Here is a 16,349-nt window from a genome sequence, read left to right on the forward strand (position 1 = left end):
TTTTCAATCATCTTCTAAATGCAGCTTATGAAATAAACGATGCAATGCCGGCGCCAGTATCAAACCAATATTGGTAATAAAAACCACACCGCTGAATATTGCATAGAGTGAATTGAACCATTTACCTCCAGGGGTATAAATATCCTTTACAGGACCCATTCCGCTCAATATCATCGATGCCTCTTGAAAAGCATCAAGCCATTGCCAGCCTTCAAAATGCTGATAGCCGAAAGTTCCGATCATCAGCGAAGCAAATATTATTACCAGGGCAACGAGGATATTTTTGAAAATCCGGACATAAAAAACGACTGGTTTGGCCAAAGGCTGTTTACGGTGTTCGTACATAGCTTTAAAATTTAGAGTATAAGCGGTTTAGCTGAGTGCCGGGACCTCTCAAAGATAAACCCGGATTCCGGTAGTTTAGTGCCCCTAAAACGACCAGCAGGCTACAAAAAGCTTCGGGCATATTTAATGCTATACTATTATCCGAATAGCTATCTTAGCAACCCTAATTTTTACTTTAACCAATTGTATGTTATTACTCGGCATTGATCTCGGCACTTCATCTGTAAAGGTATCCGTAGTTGACGGAGCAACCCAGCAAACCATCGCTTCTGCACAATATCCGGATTCGGAATCACCTATTATCGCAAAAGAGCCAGGTTGGGCAGAACAATCGCCTGATACCTGGTGGCATGATGTACAACAGGCTATTTTGAGATTAAATGCAAGCGGTAAATATGACCCAAAGGATATCGGTGCTATCGGTATTGCTTACCAGATGCATGGATTGGTTTGTGTAGACAAAGACAAAAATGTTTTGCGTAACTCAATTATCTGGTGTGATAGCCGTGCGGTCAAGATCGGTGAGAAGGCATTTAAAAAAATTGGTAACGAAAAATGCTTGTCAAGATTATTGAATTCCCCTGGAAATTTTACTGCATCGAAACTGGCATGGGTAAAAGAAAATGAGCCGGCTATTTATGAAAAAATAGACAAGATATTGTTGCCCGGAGATTTTATCGCTATGCAACTGACAGGTGATATGACGACTACTTCATCAGCTGCAAGTGAAGGTATCTTCTGGGATTTTAAGAAAGAGAAACTGAGCAAAGACGTTTTTGAATATTTTGGCTTTGATAAAAGTATCATTCCTTCCATTCAGCCCGTTTTTTCATCACATGGTCTATTGAAGAAAGATGTTGCTGATGCGTTGGCATTAAAAGCAGGTATTCCTGTTACCTATAAGGCCGGCGATCAGCCAAACAATGCACTTTCATTAAATGTCCTGGAACCCGGAGATGTGGCTGCCAATGCAGGAACAAGCGGAGTAATATATGGAGTAAGTGATGAATTGGGATTTGATAAGCAATCCCGCATTAACAGCTTTGCACATGTGAACCATACGGAGGAAAATAAAAGAATTGGTGTGTTGCTTTGCATTAACGGCGCAGGCATCACCAATAACTGGATCAAAAATAATTTCACCAATAATGGAGATTATAAAGCATTGAACGATGCAGCTAATAAAATCTATCCCGGCAGCGAAGGGGTACAAGTGATTCCATTTGGTAATGGTGCTGAGCGAATGCTGAATAACAAAACTGTTGGTGCACATATCCTCAACTTTGACTGGAACCTTCATACACCATTGCATGTTTATCGTGCAGGACAGGAAGGAGTTTCATTTGCTTTTCGTTATGGTTTGGATATAATGAAAAAGAACGGCATTAAGCCAACAGTGATAAGAGCAGGCAAAGCAAATATGTTTTTAAGCAAAACGTTTGTAAAAGCATTTGTGAATACAACAGCGGTGCCTGTAGAATTATATAACAGTGATGGAAGCGTTGGTGCAGCAATAGGCGCAGGTATTGGTGCAAACTTTTTTGTAACACCTGCTGAAGCATTTACAAATATGAAAGCAGTTGAAAAAGTTGAACCGCTGCAGGAAAGTATTTATAATGATGCTTACCAAAAATGGAAAGAAAGCTTGATCGGGCTTATGAAAATGCAGGAAGTAGAAGAATAAGATTGATTACACTGATTTATTCTTTGCTGCAATCATTCTTTTTGAATTGTTCATCTACAACTTCTTTTATCTGCAAATGGGCATCGGCTCTTTCTTCTCCCAGAAAATTTTTTACAACAACAAGATAAGCATAGCCGCGACAGAAATCGATCATCGGCCAGGTGCCAAATAATCCAGGGCTTGCAAGTGCTGTTGCCTTATTATCTTTTTCTTCAATCACCCAACTTCCTGATGCATAATTAAAACCTGTTGCAGATTTGGGGGCATATTTTATTTGTTCAGCTTTCGTATTTATTTTCATCATCTCATCGATCGACGCTTCACTGATGATCTGTTTGCCTTTATAATTTCCGCGGTTCAGCAGCATGGTCAAAAATTTCATATAATCTTCTGCAGTTGATTTAGCACCGCCGCTAGGATTGATCGGGCCCATATTCGCTTCAGTAAAATTGGAACTGCGCATAGTCAATGGGCCAAATAATTTTAGTTTGATAAGTTGATCAAATTTTTTCTTTGTTACTATTTCGCATATACGACCGGCAATATTTAATCCATATCCACTATACCGGAACTCTGTTCCCGGTGCCGCCTGTATTTCTCTTGAGGCTATTGCATTTACTTCTTCTTCCAGCGACTCGTATTTTTTTCTTTGGAATAAATTCTTGATCACACCACCTTCTTCTTTAATACCGGTCATATGGCTGAGGCAATGCCGGACGGTGATATATTTTTTGAAATATTTTCCAAACTCAGGTATATAGTTTACGATATTATCATCCAATGAAATTTTTCCTTCGTCAACCAATATCATTACCAATGCAGCCGTGAACCATTTGCTGGCACTCGCAATTGGGGCAGGGGTTTTGCTTTTGAAATCACCGAGCTCCTTTTTATAAACGATAGTGTCCTTATTGGCCACCATCATTACCAGGTCCTTGCCAAGCAATTGTTGCTTTTGCTGGAGAATATCGTCCAGGTCGACCCATTTGTTTTGGGCATTCAAAGGCTGTAAGATTAGCAGGAAGGTTGCTATAACTGTGCTTTTCAGGCAGTCTAAGAGGATTTTTTGTGACATAGTTTCTGAATCTTGGATTAGGATTGGGATTTGACACTAATGTTTAAAATTATTGGTTTTTGGCCAGAGGAGATGGAACTGTTCGTTAAATAAACAATTAAAAACATTCGATATGAATCTTGGAAATTTTACCATAAAAGCAGCCGAAGCTGTGCAAGCAGCACAGCAGTTAGCATTTAATGCTCAAAGCCCTGCTATTGAAACCGAGCATATTTTAAAGGCATTGATCGAGCAACAGGATTCGCCTGTTGATTATTTGCTAAAAAGAAATAATGTTACAATTAATCTTGTTGATACTAAACTTGATGAACTTATTTCAAAATTATCCAAAACATCAGGCGATCCTGCACAACAGGTAAGCCGTGATGCAGGAAATGTTGTACTGCGTGCAGGCGCCGCTTTAAAACAGTTTAATGATGAATTTGTAACTCCGGAACATTTACTGTTAGCCATCGTTCAGGGAAATGATAATACAGCTAAGCTTTTGAAAAATTCAGGGCTTACTGAAAAAGGTTTGATAACAGCAATTAAAGATTTACGTAAAGGTGATAAAGTAACCTCGCAGACACAAAGCCAGGATTATAATGCGCTGAATAAATATGCAAAAAATCTGAATGAACTGGCAAGGAACGGTAAGCTTGATCCGGTTATTGGCCGTGATGAAGAAATAAGAAGAACACTTCATATTCTGACCCGTCGTTCAAAGAATAATCCAATATTAGTTGGTGAACCCGGTGTTGGTAAAACAGCCATCGCAGAAGGTTTGGCAATGCGTATTGTGAATGGCGATGTACCGGAAAATTTGAAATCAAAGATCATTTATGCGCTGGATATGGGAATGCTGATCGCCGGTGCAAAATATAAAGGTGAGTTTGAAGAAAGATTGAAGTCAGTGATAAAAGAAGTAAGCACCAGCGATGGCGAGATCATTTTATTTATTGATGAAATACATACACTGGTAGGAGCTGGTGGTGGTGAAGGTGCTATGGATGCCGCAAATATTTTAAAGCCTGCATTGGCAAGAGGCGAGTTGAGAGCAGTAGGTGCAACTACATTAAATGAGTATCAGAAATATTTTGAAAAAGATAAAGCCCTTGAACGCCGTTTCCAGAAAGTGATGATCGATGAACCATCTGTTGAAGATGCGATTTCTATTCTGCGTGGTTTAAAGGATCGTTACGAAACACATCACCATGTTCGTATAAAAGATGAAGCAATTATTGCTGCAGTGGAATTATCCAGCCGGTATATTACTGATCGTTTTTTACCGGATAAAGCCATTGACCTGATTGATGAAAGCGCAGCAAAACTTCGTTTGGAAATGAATTCAATGCCTGAAGAGTTGGATAAACTCGAAAGACAGATAAGACAATTAGAAATAGAACGTGAAGCGATCAAAAGAGAAAATGATGAAATTCAACTAAGAGGGCTGAATACAGATATTGCAAATCTTTCAGTTGAAAGAGATACATTAAAAGCAAAATGGAAAGAAGAGAAGGAACTTGTAGAGAAGGTGCAGAATGCAAAAGCAGAAATTGAAAGTTTAAAACAACTGGCTGAAAGAGCTGAGAGGGAAGGAGACTATGGAAAAGTAGCTGAGATCCGTTATGGAAAAATAAAAGAACAGGAAAAAATAATTGAAGACTTTAATCAGCAATTGGCCAGTACCAACGAAAAACGTCTTTTAAAAGAAGAAGTAGATGCTGAAGATATTGCAGAAAATGTAGCAAAGGCAACAGGCATACCTGTAAGCAAAATGCTACAGAGTGATAAAGAAAAGCTGTTACATCTTGAAAAACATTTGCATGAAAGAGTAATAGGACAAGAGGAAGCAATAACTGCTGTGGCAGATGCCGTTCGTCGTAGCCGTGCAGGTTTACAGGATCCTAAAAAACCGATTGGCTCATTTATATTTTTAGGCACAACCGGTGTTGGCAAAACAGAGCTGGCAAAAGCATTGGCCGAATATTTATTTGATGATGAAAGTATGATGACCCGGATCGATATGAGTGAGTACCAGGAAAAACATACCGTATCAAGATTGGTTGGAGCACCTCCCGGATATGTGGGTTATGATGAAGGTGGTCAATTGACTGAAGCCGTTCGCAGAAAACCTTACAGTGTTGTATTGTTGGATGAGATTGAAAAAGCCCATCCCGACGTATGGAATGTGCTACTGCAAGTGCTGGATGACGGAAGACTGACGGATAACAAAGGAAGGGTGGTCAATTTTCGAAACACGATAATTATTATGACCAGCAATTTGGGCAGCCAGGTGATCCAGGAAAATTTTGATGGCATTACGGAAAAAAATAAAGAAGAAGTCGTAAATCGAACTAAAGTAGAGGTTATGAACGAGTTACGTCAAACTATCAGACCCGAATTCCTTAATAGAGTAGACGAGATAATCATGTTCCAACCCCTCATGAAGAGGGAAATTGCCGGTATAGTAGGCATCCAATTAAACAATTTAAAGCGTATTCTTGTTGATAGTGGAATAAATCTTGTTTTTAGTGATTATGCTTTGGATTATCTTGCCGAACAGGGATATGACCCCCAATTCGGCGCAAGACCACTTAAACGATTGATCCAGAAGGAGATCGTTAATACTTTGAGTAAAAAAATAATCGCTGGAGACATTGATAAATCCAAGCCTGTGCTGGTAGATGTGTTTGACAACACAGTTGTCTTCAGAAATGAGGAACCAACTAAAACAAATGGAAAAGTAAAAGAGAAAAAAACAACGATATAAAAATCATCCCGCCAAATGCGGGAAAGAAAGGAGAAAAAAACCATGGCATTTAAAAAAGAAGAAATTATTATTATTAAACCAAGAGATGTATTTGTTGGAGATGAAGATGCGCCAGTAACATTAATGGAATTTGGGGAGTATGAAAATGAGGATTGCGCAAAAGTAAATGAAGTAGTAAAACAGTTACTGGAAAAATACGAAGGAAAGATTCGCTTCAATTTTCGTCACTTTCCGCTTACACGTATACACCAGCGTAGTTTGAAAGCAAGCGAATCAGCAGTTGCCGCCGCACAAACTGGCAAGTTCTGGGAGATGCATAATATACTTTTCGAGAAGAGACGCAATCTCGGAACTACCAGCCTTAAACTGCACAGCAAAGAAGCTGGTGTGGTTGATAAAAGATTTTTAGAAGATCTTGTAAACGGTACCTATGGTTGGGAAGTGCAGGATGATTTGAGAGAAGGCATTGACAGAGGTATAAAGCAGATCCCTGCTCAGATTCCTGCCTTTTTTATCAACGATGAAAAATTTGAATTGAAACCCAGTTTTGAAAACCTGAGTAAAGCAATCGATGCGGCGCTGAGGAAATCGAAAAGACAAAAACCAGCAGAAAAGAAAAGAGCATAATAAAAAAGCCCTGACAAAAGTTGGGGCTTTTTCTTTTATAGAGTGGCATAATTTTTTATGACTTATATAATAGAGGCAGAAATACGGCGTTATAATGCTGTATAATAGATTAAAGCTTTTATTATTATATTTTCAAATCCAGTCCTCATGAAATACGTTAATCCAGGGAGTTCTACTTCTATCATTACAAGGTATCTTGTTGCAACTTTTATAGTCGGTTTATCAGCAGTTGCCGTTTATTTTTTTTCTGGCTTCAGCTTTTCTTCTGATGAACCAGCGTCAAAAACTCATTCAATTTCGGCTCAACCTGCCGTTTCATCATTACCACCAAAAATTGAAAATACTAACCCTCCTGCAACAGATTTATATAAGCAAAAAATGAATCATATTATCAATGGTGATTCATCGGGTCGTTGGGTAACAGGGGAAACAATGCCATTGGATGGGGCAATACTTCCTTACAAAAGAATAATTGCTTTTTACGGGAATTTATATTCTAAACAAATGGGTATCCTCGGAGAGTTGCCCAAAACTGATGTGCTAAATAAATTAAAAGAAGAAGTAGCAGCATGGCAACAAGCAGACTCAGTACTAGAAGTTCAGCCGGCATTGCATTATATAGCAGTCACTGCCCAAAGTTTGCCGGGCAAAGGTGGGAAGTACAGGTTGCGAATGCCATTTTCACAAATTGACTCCGTATTGAATATGGCAAAACAAATTGATGCGATTGTCTTTCTCGATATACAAGTTGGTCTGAGCGATTTGCAGGCAGAAATACCTGAGTTGAAAGAATATCTCAAGCTTCCGAATGTGCATTTAGGAATTGACCCTGAGTTTTCAATGAAAGGTGGTCAAAAACCTGGTAAAGTGATCGGGGAGTTTAATGCTGACGATATTAACTATGCTGCAGATTATCTTGCTACTATTGTAAAGGAAAATAAGCTGCCGCCAAAAATTCTTGTTGTGCATCGTTTTACACAAGGAATGGTAAAACAGTACAATCAGATAAAACTGAGACCTGAAGTGCAATTTATCATGCACATGGATGGCTGGGGATTCCCGGCTAAAAAGGTAAATACTTATAAGCAGTTTATTTATAAAGAACCTGTTGAATACACAGGCTTCAAACTGTTTTATAAAAATGATATAAAGAATAACGGCCGCATGGTTACACGCCAGGAATTATTGCAACTAAAACCACAGCCTGTTTACATACAATATCAATAAGGAATTGTTATCTTCTTGATATTGCTTTTAATTTAAAATGCTCATCTTGGGTAACAACGGTCCAGTTAAAAAAGCCATTTGTTGAATCGGGTTCAGTTCCTGGAATTTTATCTTCGTTTTGAATAGCTTCAAATTCTTTTAAAGCTAAAAGATATTTTTCTCTTTCCTTTTTTGTAAGCGTTACAAGACTTCCTTTTTCTTCATAATAAAAATGGGTAGCGATAAATTTCTTTACATGCATTCTTGTTTCTTTCGGTAAAAAGTATTGCAACTTCCAGAATTCACGGCTGCCTGATCTTTTTATTGCTTTGTTTACATAACCAGGTCCACTGTTATAAGCTGCGATCACCAATAGCCAGTCATCATATTGTTTGTATAGGTCATTAAGGTATTTTGCAGCAGCAACAGAGCTTTTATAAGCATACCTTCTTTCATCTGTTTTGCCGGCCACCTTTAGACCCAGCTCCCTTGCTGTCCCGGGCATTAATTGCCACATGCCAGCTGCACCAACCCTTGAGGTTGCATTGGATTTTAATTTTGATTCTATAACAGCAAGGTATTTTAACTCTTCAGGCAATCCGTATTTTTCAAGAACTTTCTCAATTGTTGTAAAACTTGAGTTACGGTTAAGCAGGATATAATCCAGCATTTCATCATTCTGTTTCATGTAGTCCTTTACAAAACCTTCCATTGAAGAATGAAGCTTTATCTCGGGGACTAACACTAGTTTCTTTGTATTAATAATAGATGCAGCAAGTGTATCGTGAAAATCAGTTATTGATTTTAATGCCAAGCTTGCTTTAATATTGATACCGCTTTTTATGGGTTTGTGATCAGGAGGGGTTGCATAAGCAAATGATCCTGGTATAGTCAAAGCTAAAATAGGGTACAATAAAATTACTTTCCATAGATACGTTTTCATCGTTGTGTTTTTCGTGATTAATGCTGACCAGGATTTGGATCTCGGAAAAATTTACAAGGTATTATCGGGTCAAGCTTGATGCAGAAACATTGCCGGAGTCAGTTTTAGTTTTTTCATTTACCGGTGTTAAAGCATTCGCTTATTTCGAATAACTGAAGCAAAAGTACTCAGCATCTTTTCTATATCCTACTAATTAAGGTTAGTAAAACCTCTATGACAACTTAACGATGTGGTGCTCATACTACTAACTTTTCCACAGTAATTATGTCATTGAAAATCTACGATTGTAAGTATTTCTCCGATAGTTTTAGTAACACTGTACTGAGTTGTATAAAAGACAAAAAGGGACAATCCATTTACGGATGTCCCTTTTCTTTTCAAGAGTAAAGTTTAAATTGTTATCCTATTTTACTTCGGTTACAGCTACGTTCTTTACCATCGATACGCTACTGCGGATCTCATACACTACTGATTTTTTTGTTTTCTTACTCAGTACTTCGAAATGCAGCGAAGAATTGCTCAACTCTTCAGCATCGAAAAGGAAACGTTTGGTAAAGTTTTCAGATTTAATATTTTCTTTATAAATCTGGTTGCCAAACTCGTCCTTTATCAGGATGGTGAACTCATTATTGGTTTCATCTCCTGTTACATTCAGCTGAAAAATCTGGTGACTGTTGATAGTGCCCACATAGTTTAAGCGGGTTACCGTTTCTTTGTCTTTACCACCATTAGCAAAAACAGGCTGAGCTACTGCCACTGAAAATACCGTCATCAATGCAATTGCGATAAAGCGGTTGTTACGAAAGATCTGTTTCATAGTTTTAAGTTTTAATAGTTACACAAAAATGTTTGTTTAAAAATTTTTATGGAGCAACCGGGCAGGCAAGAATCGGAGAAGGCAAGGAAGAATCAGAAACTATTACTCATTAACCGGATTTGAATTACCGGGTGGAAGCATGTTGATTTGATGATGTAAATGTAGATGCGAGTTTGGTCTGTTGCAAATCAAATTCAATGACCATTATAGATACCCAATCCTTTTTTTTAGAATTAATAATCTAAGAATCAGCCCCTTAATAATGGTAGTTGAATGACACCCAACCTTAAAATTTAGATTTCGCAGATTTGTCTTTATTCCAATAATCTTATTTAATTGGACAAACGATATAAAGTATCATAAAGCCAAGGCATAAAAAAGAGGTCCTGATTTCAGAACCTCATTGTATTTGAAATAGATTAATCTATTTGGGAATGGTAAGTTTTGTCAACTCCTGTCCGTTAAATATCCGGCTCAGGTTAAAATCCTGTGTCTTCTTGTAGTCTTTGATTCTTGCTTCAGGAACGATGCGCCAAAAGTTTTTTGCTTTCAGTTCATCATAGTCCCTGAATTTAATAAACAAACCAATAATAGGCTGGCGGGTTTTAAATTCTACTTTTAATGGTTCCTGTTCAAGGAATCTTTTTTCTACGATATTAGCAATATCCGGACTGTGCATGGTTATGATTTGAGTAAAGATAATATTTTAAAATTCACAGCAAATTTTCTGTAAAAGGATTATACACCAATATAATCATCTTTAACAAATGTTGGTAAACGGCAGTGAAGGATTATTTATATAGCCTGAAAAATACCCCTTGAGCTTTGGCTATTCCTGTTTCAATCGGTTTAAATTTGCATTCTTTCAACTATCTTTTCCGGACACATGAATGATCAGCTGAAGCGACTTGCACAAACACTGGATGGCGAGCTTTTTTTTGACGTCACGATGCGTACACTGTATGCAACGGATGCCTCCGCATATAGAGAAATGCCGCTGGCTGTTGCCATTCCTAAAACGATAGAAGATTTAAAAAAGCTGATCGCCTTTGCAAGTAATAATCATACTTCAATAATTCCCCGTACAGCAGGCACTTCTCTGGCTGGCCAGGTGGTGGGGAGCGGAATTATAGTGGATGTTTCTAAAAATTTTACCCAAATCATTGAATTGAATAAAAAGGAAGGGTGGGTAAGAGTAGAGCCCGGGGTTATCAGGGATGAGCTGAACTTATTTTTAAAATCACAGGGCTTATTTTTTGGACCCGAAACATCAACCGCCAACAGGGCAATGATGGGCGGAATGATAGGCAATAATAGTTGCGGATCCAATTCTATTGTGTACCGAAGCACAAGAGAACATCTGCTGGAGGTAAAAGCATTGCTGAGTGATGGGAGTGAAGCAGTATTTAAGTCCTTATCGATCGATGAATTTCATAAGAAGTGTGAAAGCGAAGGTCTCGAATCAAATATTTATAGAACAGTAAGAGGCTTGTTAAGTAATTATGATAACCAGCTTGAGATCAGGAAGGAATTTCCTAAAAAATCAGTTGAGAGAAGAAATACCGGCTATGCAGTTGATTTATTATTAGAAACGGCACCATTTACTGCTGGTTCAGAAGATTTTAATTTTTGTAAACTGATTGCTGGTTCAGAAGGAACCCTGGCCTTTATTACAGAGATCAAATTAAATGTTGTTCCGCTTCCACCAAAAGAAACAGGATTGCTTTGTGTGCATTTTAATTCTATTGATGAATCACTAAGGGCTAATTTAATTGCTGTAAAATATAATATCAGTGCAAGTGAGTTGATCGATCATTATATATTGGAGTGTACAAAAAATAATATTGAACAACAGAAGAACCGTTTTTTTGTACAAGGCGATCCCGGGGCGATACTGGTAATCGAATTTGCAAGAAATACAAGAGAGGAGGTGATAGCTGATGCAAAAAAATGTGAAGAGGAAATGCAGGCTGCAGGATTGGGTTATTATTTCCCTTTATTATTTAGTGGTGATGCAAAAAAAATATGGACGTTGAGAAAAGCTGGTTTGGGATTGCTTGGTAATTTACCGGGTGATGAAAAGGCTGTGCCAGTAATTGAAGACACAGCAGTTGATGTAAATGATCTGCCAGCTTATATCCGTGAGTTCAATGAAATTTTAAAAAAGTATAACCTGTATTCTGTTCACTATGCACATGCTGGTTCGGGTGAGTTGCATTTGCGTCCGATCATAAACCTCAAAACAGAAGAAGGGAATAAATTATTCAGAACAATTGCCGAGGAAATTGCAACACTGGTAAAAAAATATAACGGTTCATTAAGTGGTGAACATGGAGATGGCAGGTTGAGGGGTGAGTTTATCAGGCAAATGGTAGGCGACAAAAATTATAGCCTGTTAAAGGAAATTAAAAAAGCATGGGATCCCAATAATATTTTCAATCCAAACAAGATCGTTGATACGCCTCCGATGAATACGATGCTCCGGTATGTACCCGGCCAAAAGACTCCTGAATTTAAAACCGTATTCCGTTTTCATAACCAGGATATACTACAACATGCAGAGCAATGTAATGGGAGTGGTGATTGCCGTAAAACACATTTAAGCGGCGGCACGATGTGCCCTTCCTATATGGCTTCAAAGAATGAGAAAGACACAACAAGGGCAAGGGCAAATATTCTTCGTGAGTTTCTAACGAACTCAGATAAGATGAACCGTTATGATCACAAAGAAATATATGATGTAATGGACTTATGTTTGAGTTGCAAAGGTTGTAAATCCGAATGCCCGAGTAATGTGGATGTAGCAAAACTGAAAGCTGAGTTTTTACAACACTACTATGATGCAAATGGAGTTCCGTTTCGTTCGAAGCTTATTGCATGGTTTAACAAGTCCGCTGCATTGGGAAGTATCTGGCCAGGGGCTTACAACTTTATAATGACAAACAAGCTGGTTGGTAAATGGGTTAAGTCATTATCAGGATTCGCTGTGGAAAGGAGCATGCCAAAAATGTATAAGATGACGCTGAAGAAATGGTTTGATAGTCACAAGTCGGGTGCTAGAAGTTCGGAGCCAGGAACCAGGAGAAAGATTTATTTTTTTAATGATGAGTTTACTAACTACCTGGATACGGAAATAGGAATAAAGGCAATCCAGTTGCTTGAAAGACTCGGGTATGAAGTTATTATTCCTGAGCATGAGGAAAGTGGTCGTGCATGGTTGTCAAAAGGATTGATACGGGCTGCAAAAAAAATTGCAAATAAAAATATTAAACTTCTTTCTTCTTTAATAAATGATAAAACACCGTTGGTAGGAGTGGAGCCATCTGCGATTCTTACTTTCAGGGATGAATATATTGATCTGGCCGACGATGAAAACCTGGAAGCAGCAAAGGATTTGTCTAAGAATGTTTTTATGATCGATGAGTTTATCGCTACAGAAATGGAGAAAGGAAATATCAGCAAGCAGTTATTTACAAAAGAACAACACAAAATAAAGCTGCACGGACATTGCCAGCAAAAAGCATTGGCATCTGTTTTATCATCCGAAAGGATATTATCATTCCCGGAAAACTATTCTGTTGAAACGATCCCTTCCGGTTGTTGCGGTATGGCGGGTAGTTTTGGCTATGAAAAAGAACATTTTGATCTATCAATGAAAGTTGGAGAGTTAGTTTTATTTCCCGCAGTAAGATCTGCGGACGAACAAACTATTATAGCTGCTCCGGGCACCAGTTGTCGTCACCAGGTAAAAGATGGAACAGGCCGGATTGCGAAGCATCCGGTGGAAATTCTGTATGAAGCTTTGGTATAGTTATTTTAAAACCTGAAGGCTTTGCAGGATTTTTTTGAAATCATCTTTACTTATTGCCTTGTATTGGTATTTGTGTTCCCCCTCGTCCTCATCACCCAGCGCTTCGAATTCACCGCCGGGCATAGTGACGATACAGAAAACATGAAAGGCAACTTTGTTTATTTCAAACCACTCGGTAGAGATCATGTCTTCCTGTTTTTCCCTTTTTCCAATAACACTTGTTTCATAAGGCTGATAATACAAATCAATTTTACCAACAGCAGATTGAATTGCTTCCGGGGGATACCCTAAACTGCCCAATCCATCAAAACCAGCTTCTACTATAAACGACTGCCATGTACTGTCATTTACTTTTTTTGTGTATTGCACATAAAGCATTTTATCCTGAATGGGTGTGTTCTTATTCGTCTTCAATTCAAATGTATCCAGTTTAAAACCTTCCGGTAGCCACGTAGGCAAAGGGATCATTATACCGTTTGCAAGCAACTTTTTTTTATCTGTTGATCTTAATCCAGGAAAATCCTGCGCCCAGGCGGTCAATGTAATTGCTGTAAAAAGAAAAAGAAGAAATTGCTTTCTCATGCCGGAAGTTTTCGTAAAACTATTCTATTAAGCGGAAATACCAGCTACCCATTTAGTAGTATTTTTCAATAGTATCCCCATGTACAATTTCCCCAGTAGCTCTGCCAGTTTGTAGGAGGCTCATATATCCTAACTATTTTCACACAGCTTACCATCCATTCTCCTTTTGTTGCTACCGGAAATTTTATAAGACCTTTTTTATCGGAAATAACTGTCCATTTCAAAGTTTCATTACCACGACGATTCCAAACTTTGATTATTGCATTGGTCAGTGGTTTGCCTTTAAAAATAATTTTAACAGTTAGCGAATCACCATCTGATATTTTATAAGGATGTGAAAGCGGAATAATATCCAGCGGTAAGCTTGTGGCTAGCTTATAGGTTTCATCTTTTATATTTCCTACCTGGAAAATTGTTTTTATACTTCGCTGGTAAAACTCATAACCGCTGCTGTCCGTTTCGTCATGTTGTTTGCGATATTCTACCGCATCAGTTAGTTCTTCTTCTTCAAGATATTCATTGAAATCTTTTGCATTTAAAGTGATAAAAGAATTTTTGCTGTTGTAGGTAACCATACTTGTCCCCTCATCATATTGTCTCAATTGCAGGGAATCGCCTTTTTCAGCAAAAAAGTTTGGTGAAATAATATCCTTTACACCACCATAATAAAATATAAGATTATTGATCCTTGAGCTGTCGCCTTGCCAGTTCTCACCTTCAAAATCCTCCCCAACAATAAAACGGATATTTATTTCTTCGCCACGGTCATAAATGTATTTATTGGGTTGTAACCAGAATTCATGAGAGGATAGTAAAATGAACAGGGCAAGCAAAGAAAATGCAAAAAGAATCTTTTTCATTGTGGGTCTTTTTAATCCGCACATTCTCAAATTCGCACATCAATAAATCACTTTATCATATCATCCATATTCCTGTCATTCGGCATTTTTCCTGTTTCCTCAAGCATCCGCATTTCTTTGGCATCTCTCAAAAAATCAGAAGCAAAAATAAAATCATTGAGTCGTTGGTTTTTACTGAAAATGATTTCCTTATTGCTGCCTTCCCACTCTTTGTGTCCCTGGTACATGTAAAGAATATAATTTCCGATCTCCATCACACTATTCATGTCATGAGTGTTTACAACAGTAGTGATATTATATTCTGTTGTGATCTCCTGTATCAGCTTATCAATTACTAGCGATGTTTGCGGATCGAGACCGCTGTTGGGTTCATCACAAAAAAGATATTTGGGATTTAAAACAATGGCCCTTGCAATACCTACCCTTTTTTTCATTCCACCACTAAGCTCGGCCGGAAATTTCTTGTTGGTATCTTTAAGGTTTACCCGGTCTAATACTTCGTTTACCCTGTCCAGTTTTTTTCTAAAATTCCATTTAGTAAACATGCTCAGTGGAAACATCACATTTTCCTGAACCGTCAAACTATCAAACAAAGCCGAACCCTGGAACAGCATACCGATCTGTTTGCGTATCTCCGTCCGCTGGTTAGTTGTCATGGCAGTAAAATTTTCACCACCAAACTCAATACTTCCTTGATCGGGTTCAAACAAGCCAACCATACATTTCATTAATACCGTTTTTCCACTGCCGCTTGACCCGATGATGAGATTGCATTGCCCTGACTTCATCACAGAACTTACATCCTGGATCACAGTTTTATCGGAAAATGATTTTTTTATGTTTTTTATTTCGATCAAAGGAATCTTTTAGGCTTCAAGTAATAATGCTGCTAATAAATAATCGGCTAATAAAACAAGTATGCAGCTTACAACAACAGCTTTTGTACTGGCCCTTCCTATTTCTAAGGCACCACCTTTTACATAATAACCATAATAAGCGGGTACGCTGGAAATAATAAATGCAAATGTATAGGCCTTGCACATTGCAAAAATTACATTGAACGGAACAAAGTATTCAAGTAAACCTTTATCATAAGTGCTTGGAGAAATAATACCTCCCATTTCACCAGCAAGGCGACCACCCCAGATGCCTAAGGCACCTGAGATAACAACCAGCATTGGAACAACTACCAATGCTGCCAGAATTTTCGGCATTACGAGATAGGTTTTCGAGTTTACACCCATTATTTCCAATGCATCTATCTGTTCGCTGATACGCATATTGCCAAGTTCGCTTGCAATTTTACTACCCACTACACCTGCCAGTACTATACAGATAAGTGTAGGAGAAAATTCAAGGATCATTGTATCACGAACGATCTGTGCAATGGTACTAGGAGGAATTAAAGGTGAAACCAACTGGTAGGCTGTTTGAACCGTTGACACAGCACCCATAAAAACAGAAATGATACAAACGATGGGTAAAGAACCAATGCCGATATCAGAACATTGATGCATAAATTCTTTCCAGTACATCTTCATGTTCTCCGGTTTATGGAACATGCCTTTTAGCATCAGCAGGTACTGGCCTATGTCATGGAAAATAGTCATGCGTTAATGTGCAATATACAGGAAAAACGAGCAAGGC

14 protein-coding genes are annotated in these 16,349 nt (G+C 38.2%); 5 read left to right on the forward strand and 9 right to left on the reverse strand.

Features of this window, described 5'->3' with window-relative positions:
* Positions 1-3 precede the first annotated feature (3 nt).
* Positions 4-345, reverse strand: a complete 342-nt coding sequence (locus tag E6H07_09860; GenBank protein TMI66184.1) for a hypothetical protein — start codon at positions 343-345, stop codon at positions 4-6.
* A 187-nt stretch (positions 346-532) separates the two neighbouring features.
* Between E6H07_09860 and E6H07_09865 the strand changes: the two genes are divergently transcribed.
* Positions 533-2,029, forward strand: coding sequence for a carbohydrate kinase (locus tag E6H07_09865; protein ID TMI66185.1), 1,497 nt, complete (start codon positions 533-535; stop codon positions 2,027-2,029).
* 16 nt (positions 2,030-2,045) lie between these two features.
* Here the strand turns inward: E6H07_09865 and E6H07_09870 are convergent, their stop codons facing one another.
* Positions 2,046-3,104, reverse strand: coding sequence for a beta-lactamase family protein (locus E6H07_09870; protein ID TMI66186.1), 1,059 nt, complete (start codon positions 3,102-3,104; stop codon positions 2,046-2,048).
* 112 nt (positions 3,105-3,216) lie between these two features.
* Here E6H07_09870 and clpB point away from each other — a divergent pair, with 112 nt between their 5' ends.
* From clpB to E6H07_09885, 3 genes are all read left to right on the forward strand, one after another.
* Complete coding sequence (clpB, locus tag E6H07_09875; protein TMI66187.1) at positions 3,217-5,856, forward strand: ATP-dependent chaperone ClpB; 2,640 nt, start codon at positions 3,217-3,219, stop codon at positions 5,854-5,856.
* 42 nt (positions 5,857-5,898) lie between these two features.
* Complete coding sequence (locus E6H07_09880) at positions 5,899-6,483, forward strand: disulfide bond formation protein DsbA (GenBank protein ID TMI66517.1); 585 nt, start codon at positions 5,899-5,901, stop codon at positions 6,481-6,483.
* 147 nt (positions 6,484-6,630) lie between these two features.
* The gene (locus tag E6H07_09885) at positions 6,631-7,710 is read left to right on the forward strand and encodes a hypothetical protein (protein TMI66188.1); all 1,080 of its coding nucleotides are present in this window, start codon (positions 6,631-6,633) and stop codon (positions 7,708-7,710) included.
* Positions 7,711-7,717: 7 nt separating this feature from the next.
* On the opposite strand, the gene E6H07_09890 is transcribed toward E6H07_09885, so the two are convergent.
* The 3 genes from E6H07_09890 to E6H07_09900 all read right to left on the reverse strand — a co-directional run bounded on the left by E6H07_09890 (position 7,718) and on the right by E6H07_09900 (position 10,128).
* Positions 7,718-8,632, reverse strand: a complete 915-nt coding sequence (locus tag E6H07_09890) for a lytic transglycosylase domain-containing protein (protein ID TMI66189.1) — start codon at positions 8,630-8,632, stop codon at positions 7,718-7,720.
* Positions 8,633-9,035: 403 nt separating this feature from the next.
* Positions 9,036-9,449: a hypothetical protein gene (locus E6H07_09895; GenBank protein ID TMI66190.1), complete on the reverse strand. Its 414-nt coding sequence runs from the start codon at positions 9,447-9,449 to the stop codon at positions 9,036-9,038.
* 424 nt (positions 9,450-9,873) lie between these two features.
* Positions 9,874-10,128 carry a short-chain dehydrogenase gene (locus E6H07_09900; protein TMI66191.1) on the reverse strand — a complete coding sequence of 85 codons (255 nt, stop codon included), beginning with the start codon at positions 10,126-10,128 and terminating at the stop codon, positions 9,874-9,876.
* A 207-nt stretch (positions 10,129-10,335) separates the two neighbouring features.
* Here E6H07_09900 and E6H07_09905 point away from each other — a divergent pair, with 207 nt between their 5' ends.
* Complete coding sequence (locus E6H07_09905) at positions 10,336-13,260, forward strand: FAD-binding protein (protein ID TMI66192.1); 2,925 nt, start codon at positions 10,336-10,338, stop codon at positions 13,258-13,260.
* Here E6H07_09905 and E6H07_09910 read toward each other — a convergent pair whose 3' ends face one another.
* The 4 genes from E6H07_09910 to E6H07_09925 all read right to left on the reverse strand — a co-directional run bounded on the left by E6H07_09910 (position 13,261) and on the right by E6H07_09925 (position 16,312).
* Positions 13,261-13,842: a hypothetical protein gene (locus E6H07_09910; protein TMI66193.1), complete on the reverse strand. Its 582-nt coding sequence runs from the start codon at positions 13,840-13,842 to the stop codon at positions 13,261-13,263.
* Positions 13,843-13,907: 65 nt separating this feature from the next.
* Positions 13,908-14,726, reverse strand: coding sequence for a DUF4198 domain-containing protein (locus tag E6H07_09915; protein ID TMI66194.1), 819 nt, complete (start codon positions 14,724-14,726; stop codon positions 13,908-13,910).
* 23 nt (positions 14,727-14,749) lie between these two features.
* Positions 14,750-15,559 (reverse strand): ATP-binding cassette domain-containing protein, encoded by an 810-nt coding sequence (locus E6H07_09920; GenBank protein ID TMI66195.1) that lies wholly within the window; start codon positions 15,557-15,559, stop codon positions 14,750-14,752.
* A 9-nt stretch (positions 15,560-15,568) separates the two neighbouring features.
* Positions 15,569-16,312 (reverse strand): ABC transporter permease, encoded by a 744-nt coding sequence (locus E6H07_09925; GenBank protein TMI66196.1) that lies wholly within the window; start codon positions 16,310-16,312, stop codon positions 15,569-15,571.
* Positions 16,313-16,349: the final 37 nt, after the last annotated feature.

The organism is Bacteroidota bacterium (genome assembly GCA_005882315.1).
Classification (GTDB): domain Bacteria; phylum Bacteroidota; class Bacteroidia; order Chitinophagales; family Chitinophagaceae; genus VBAR01.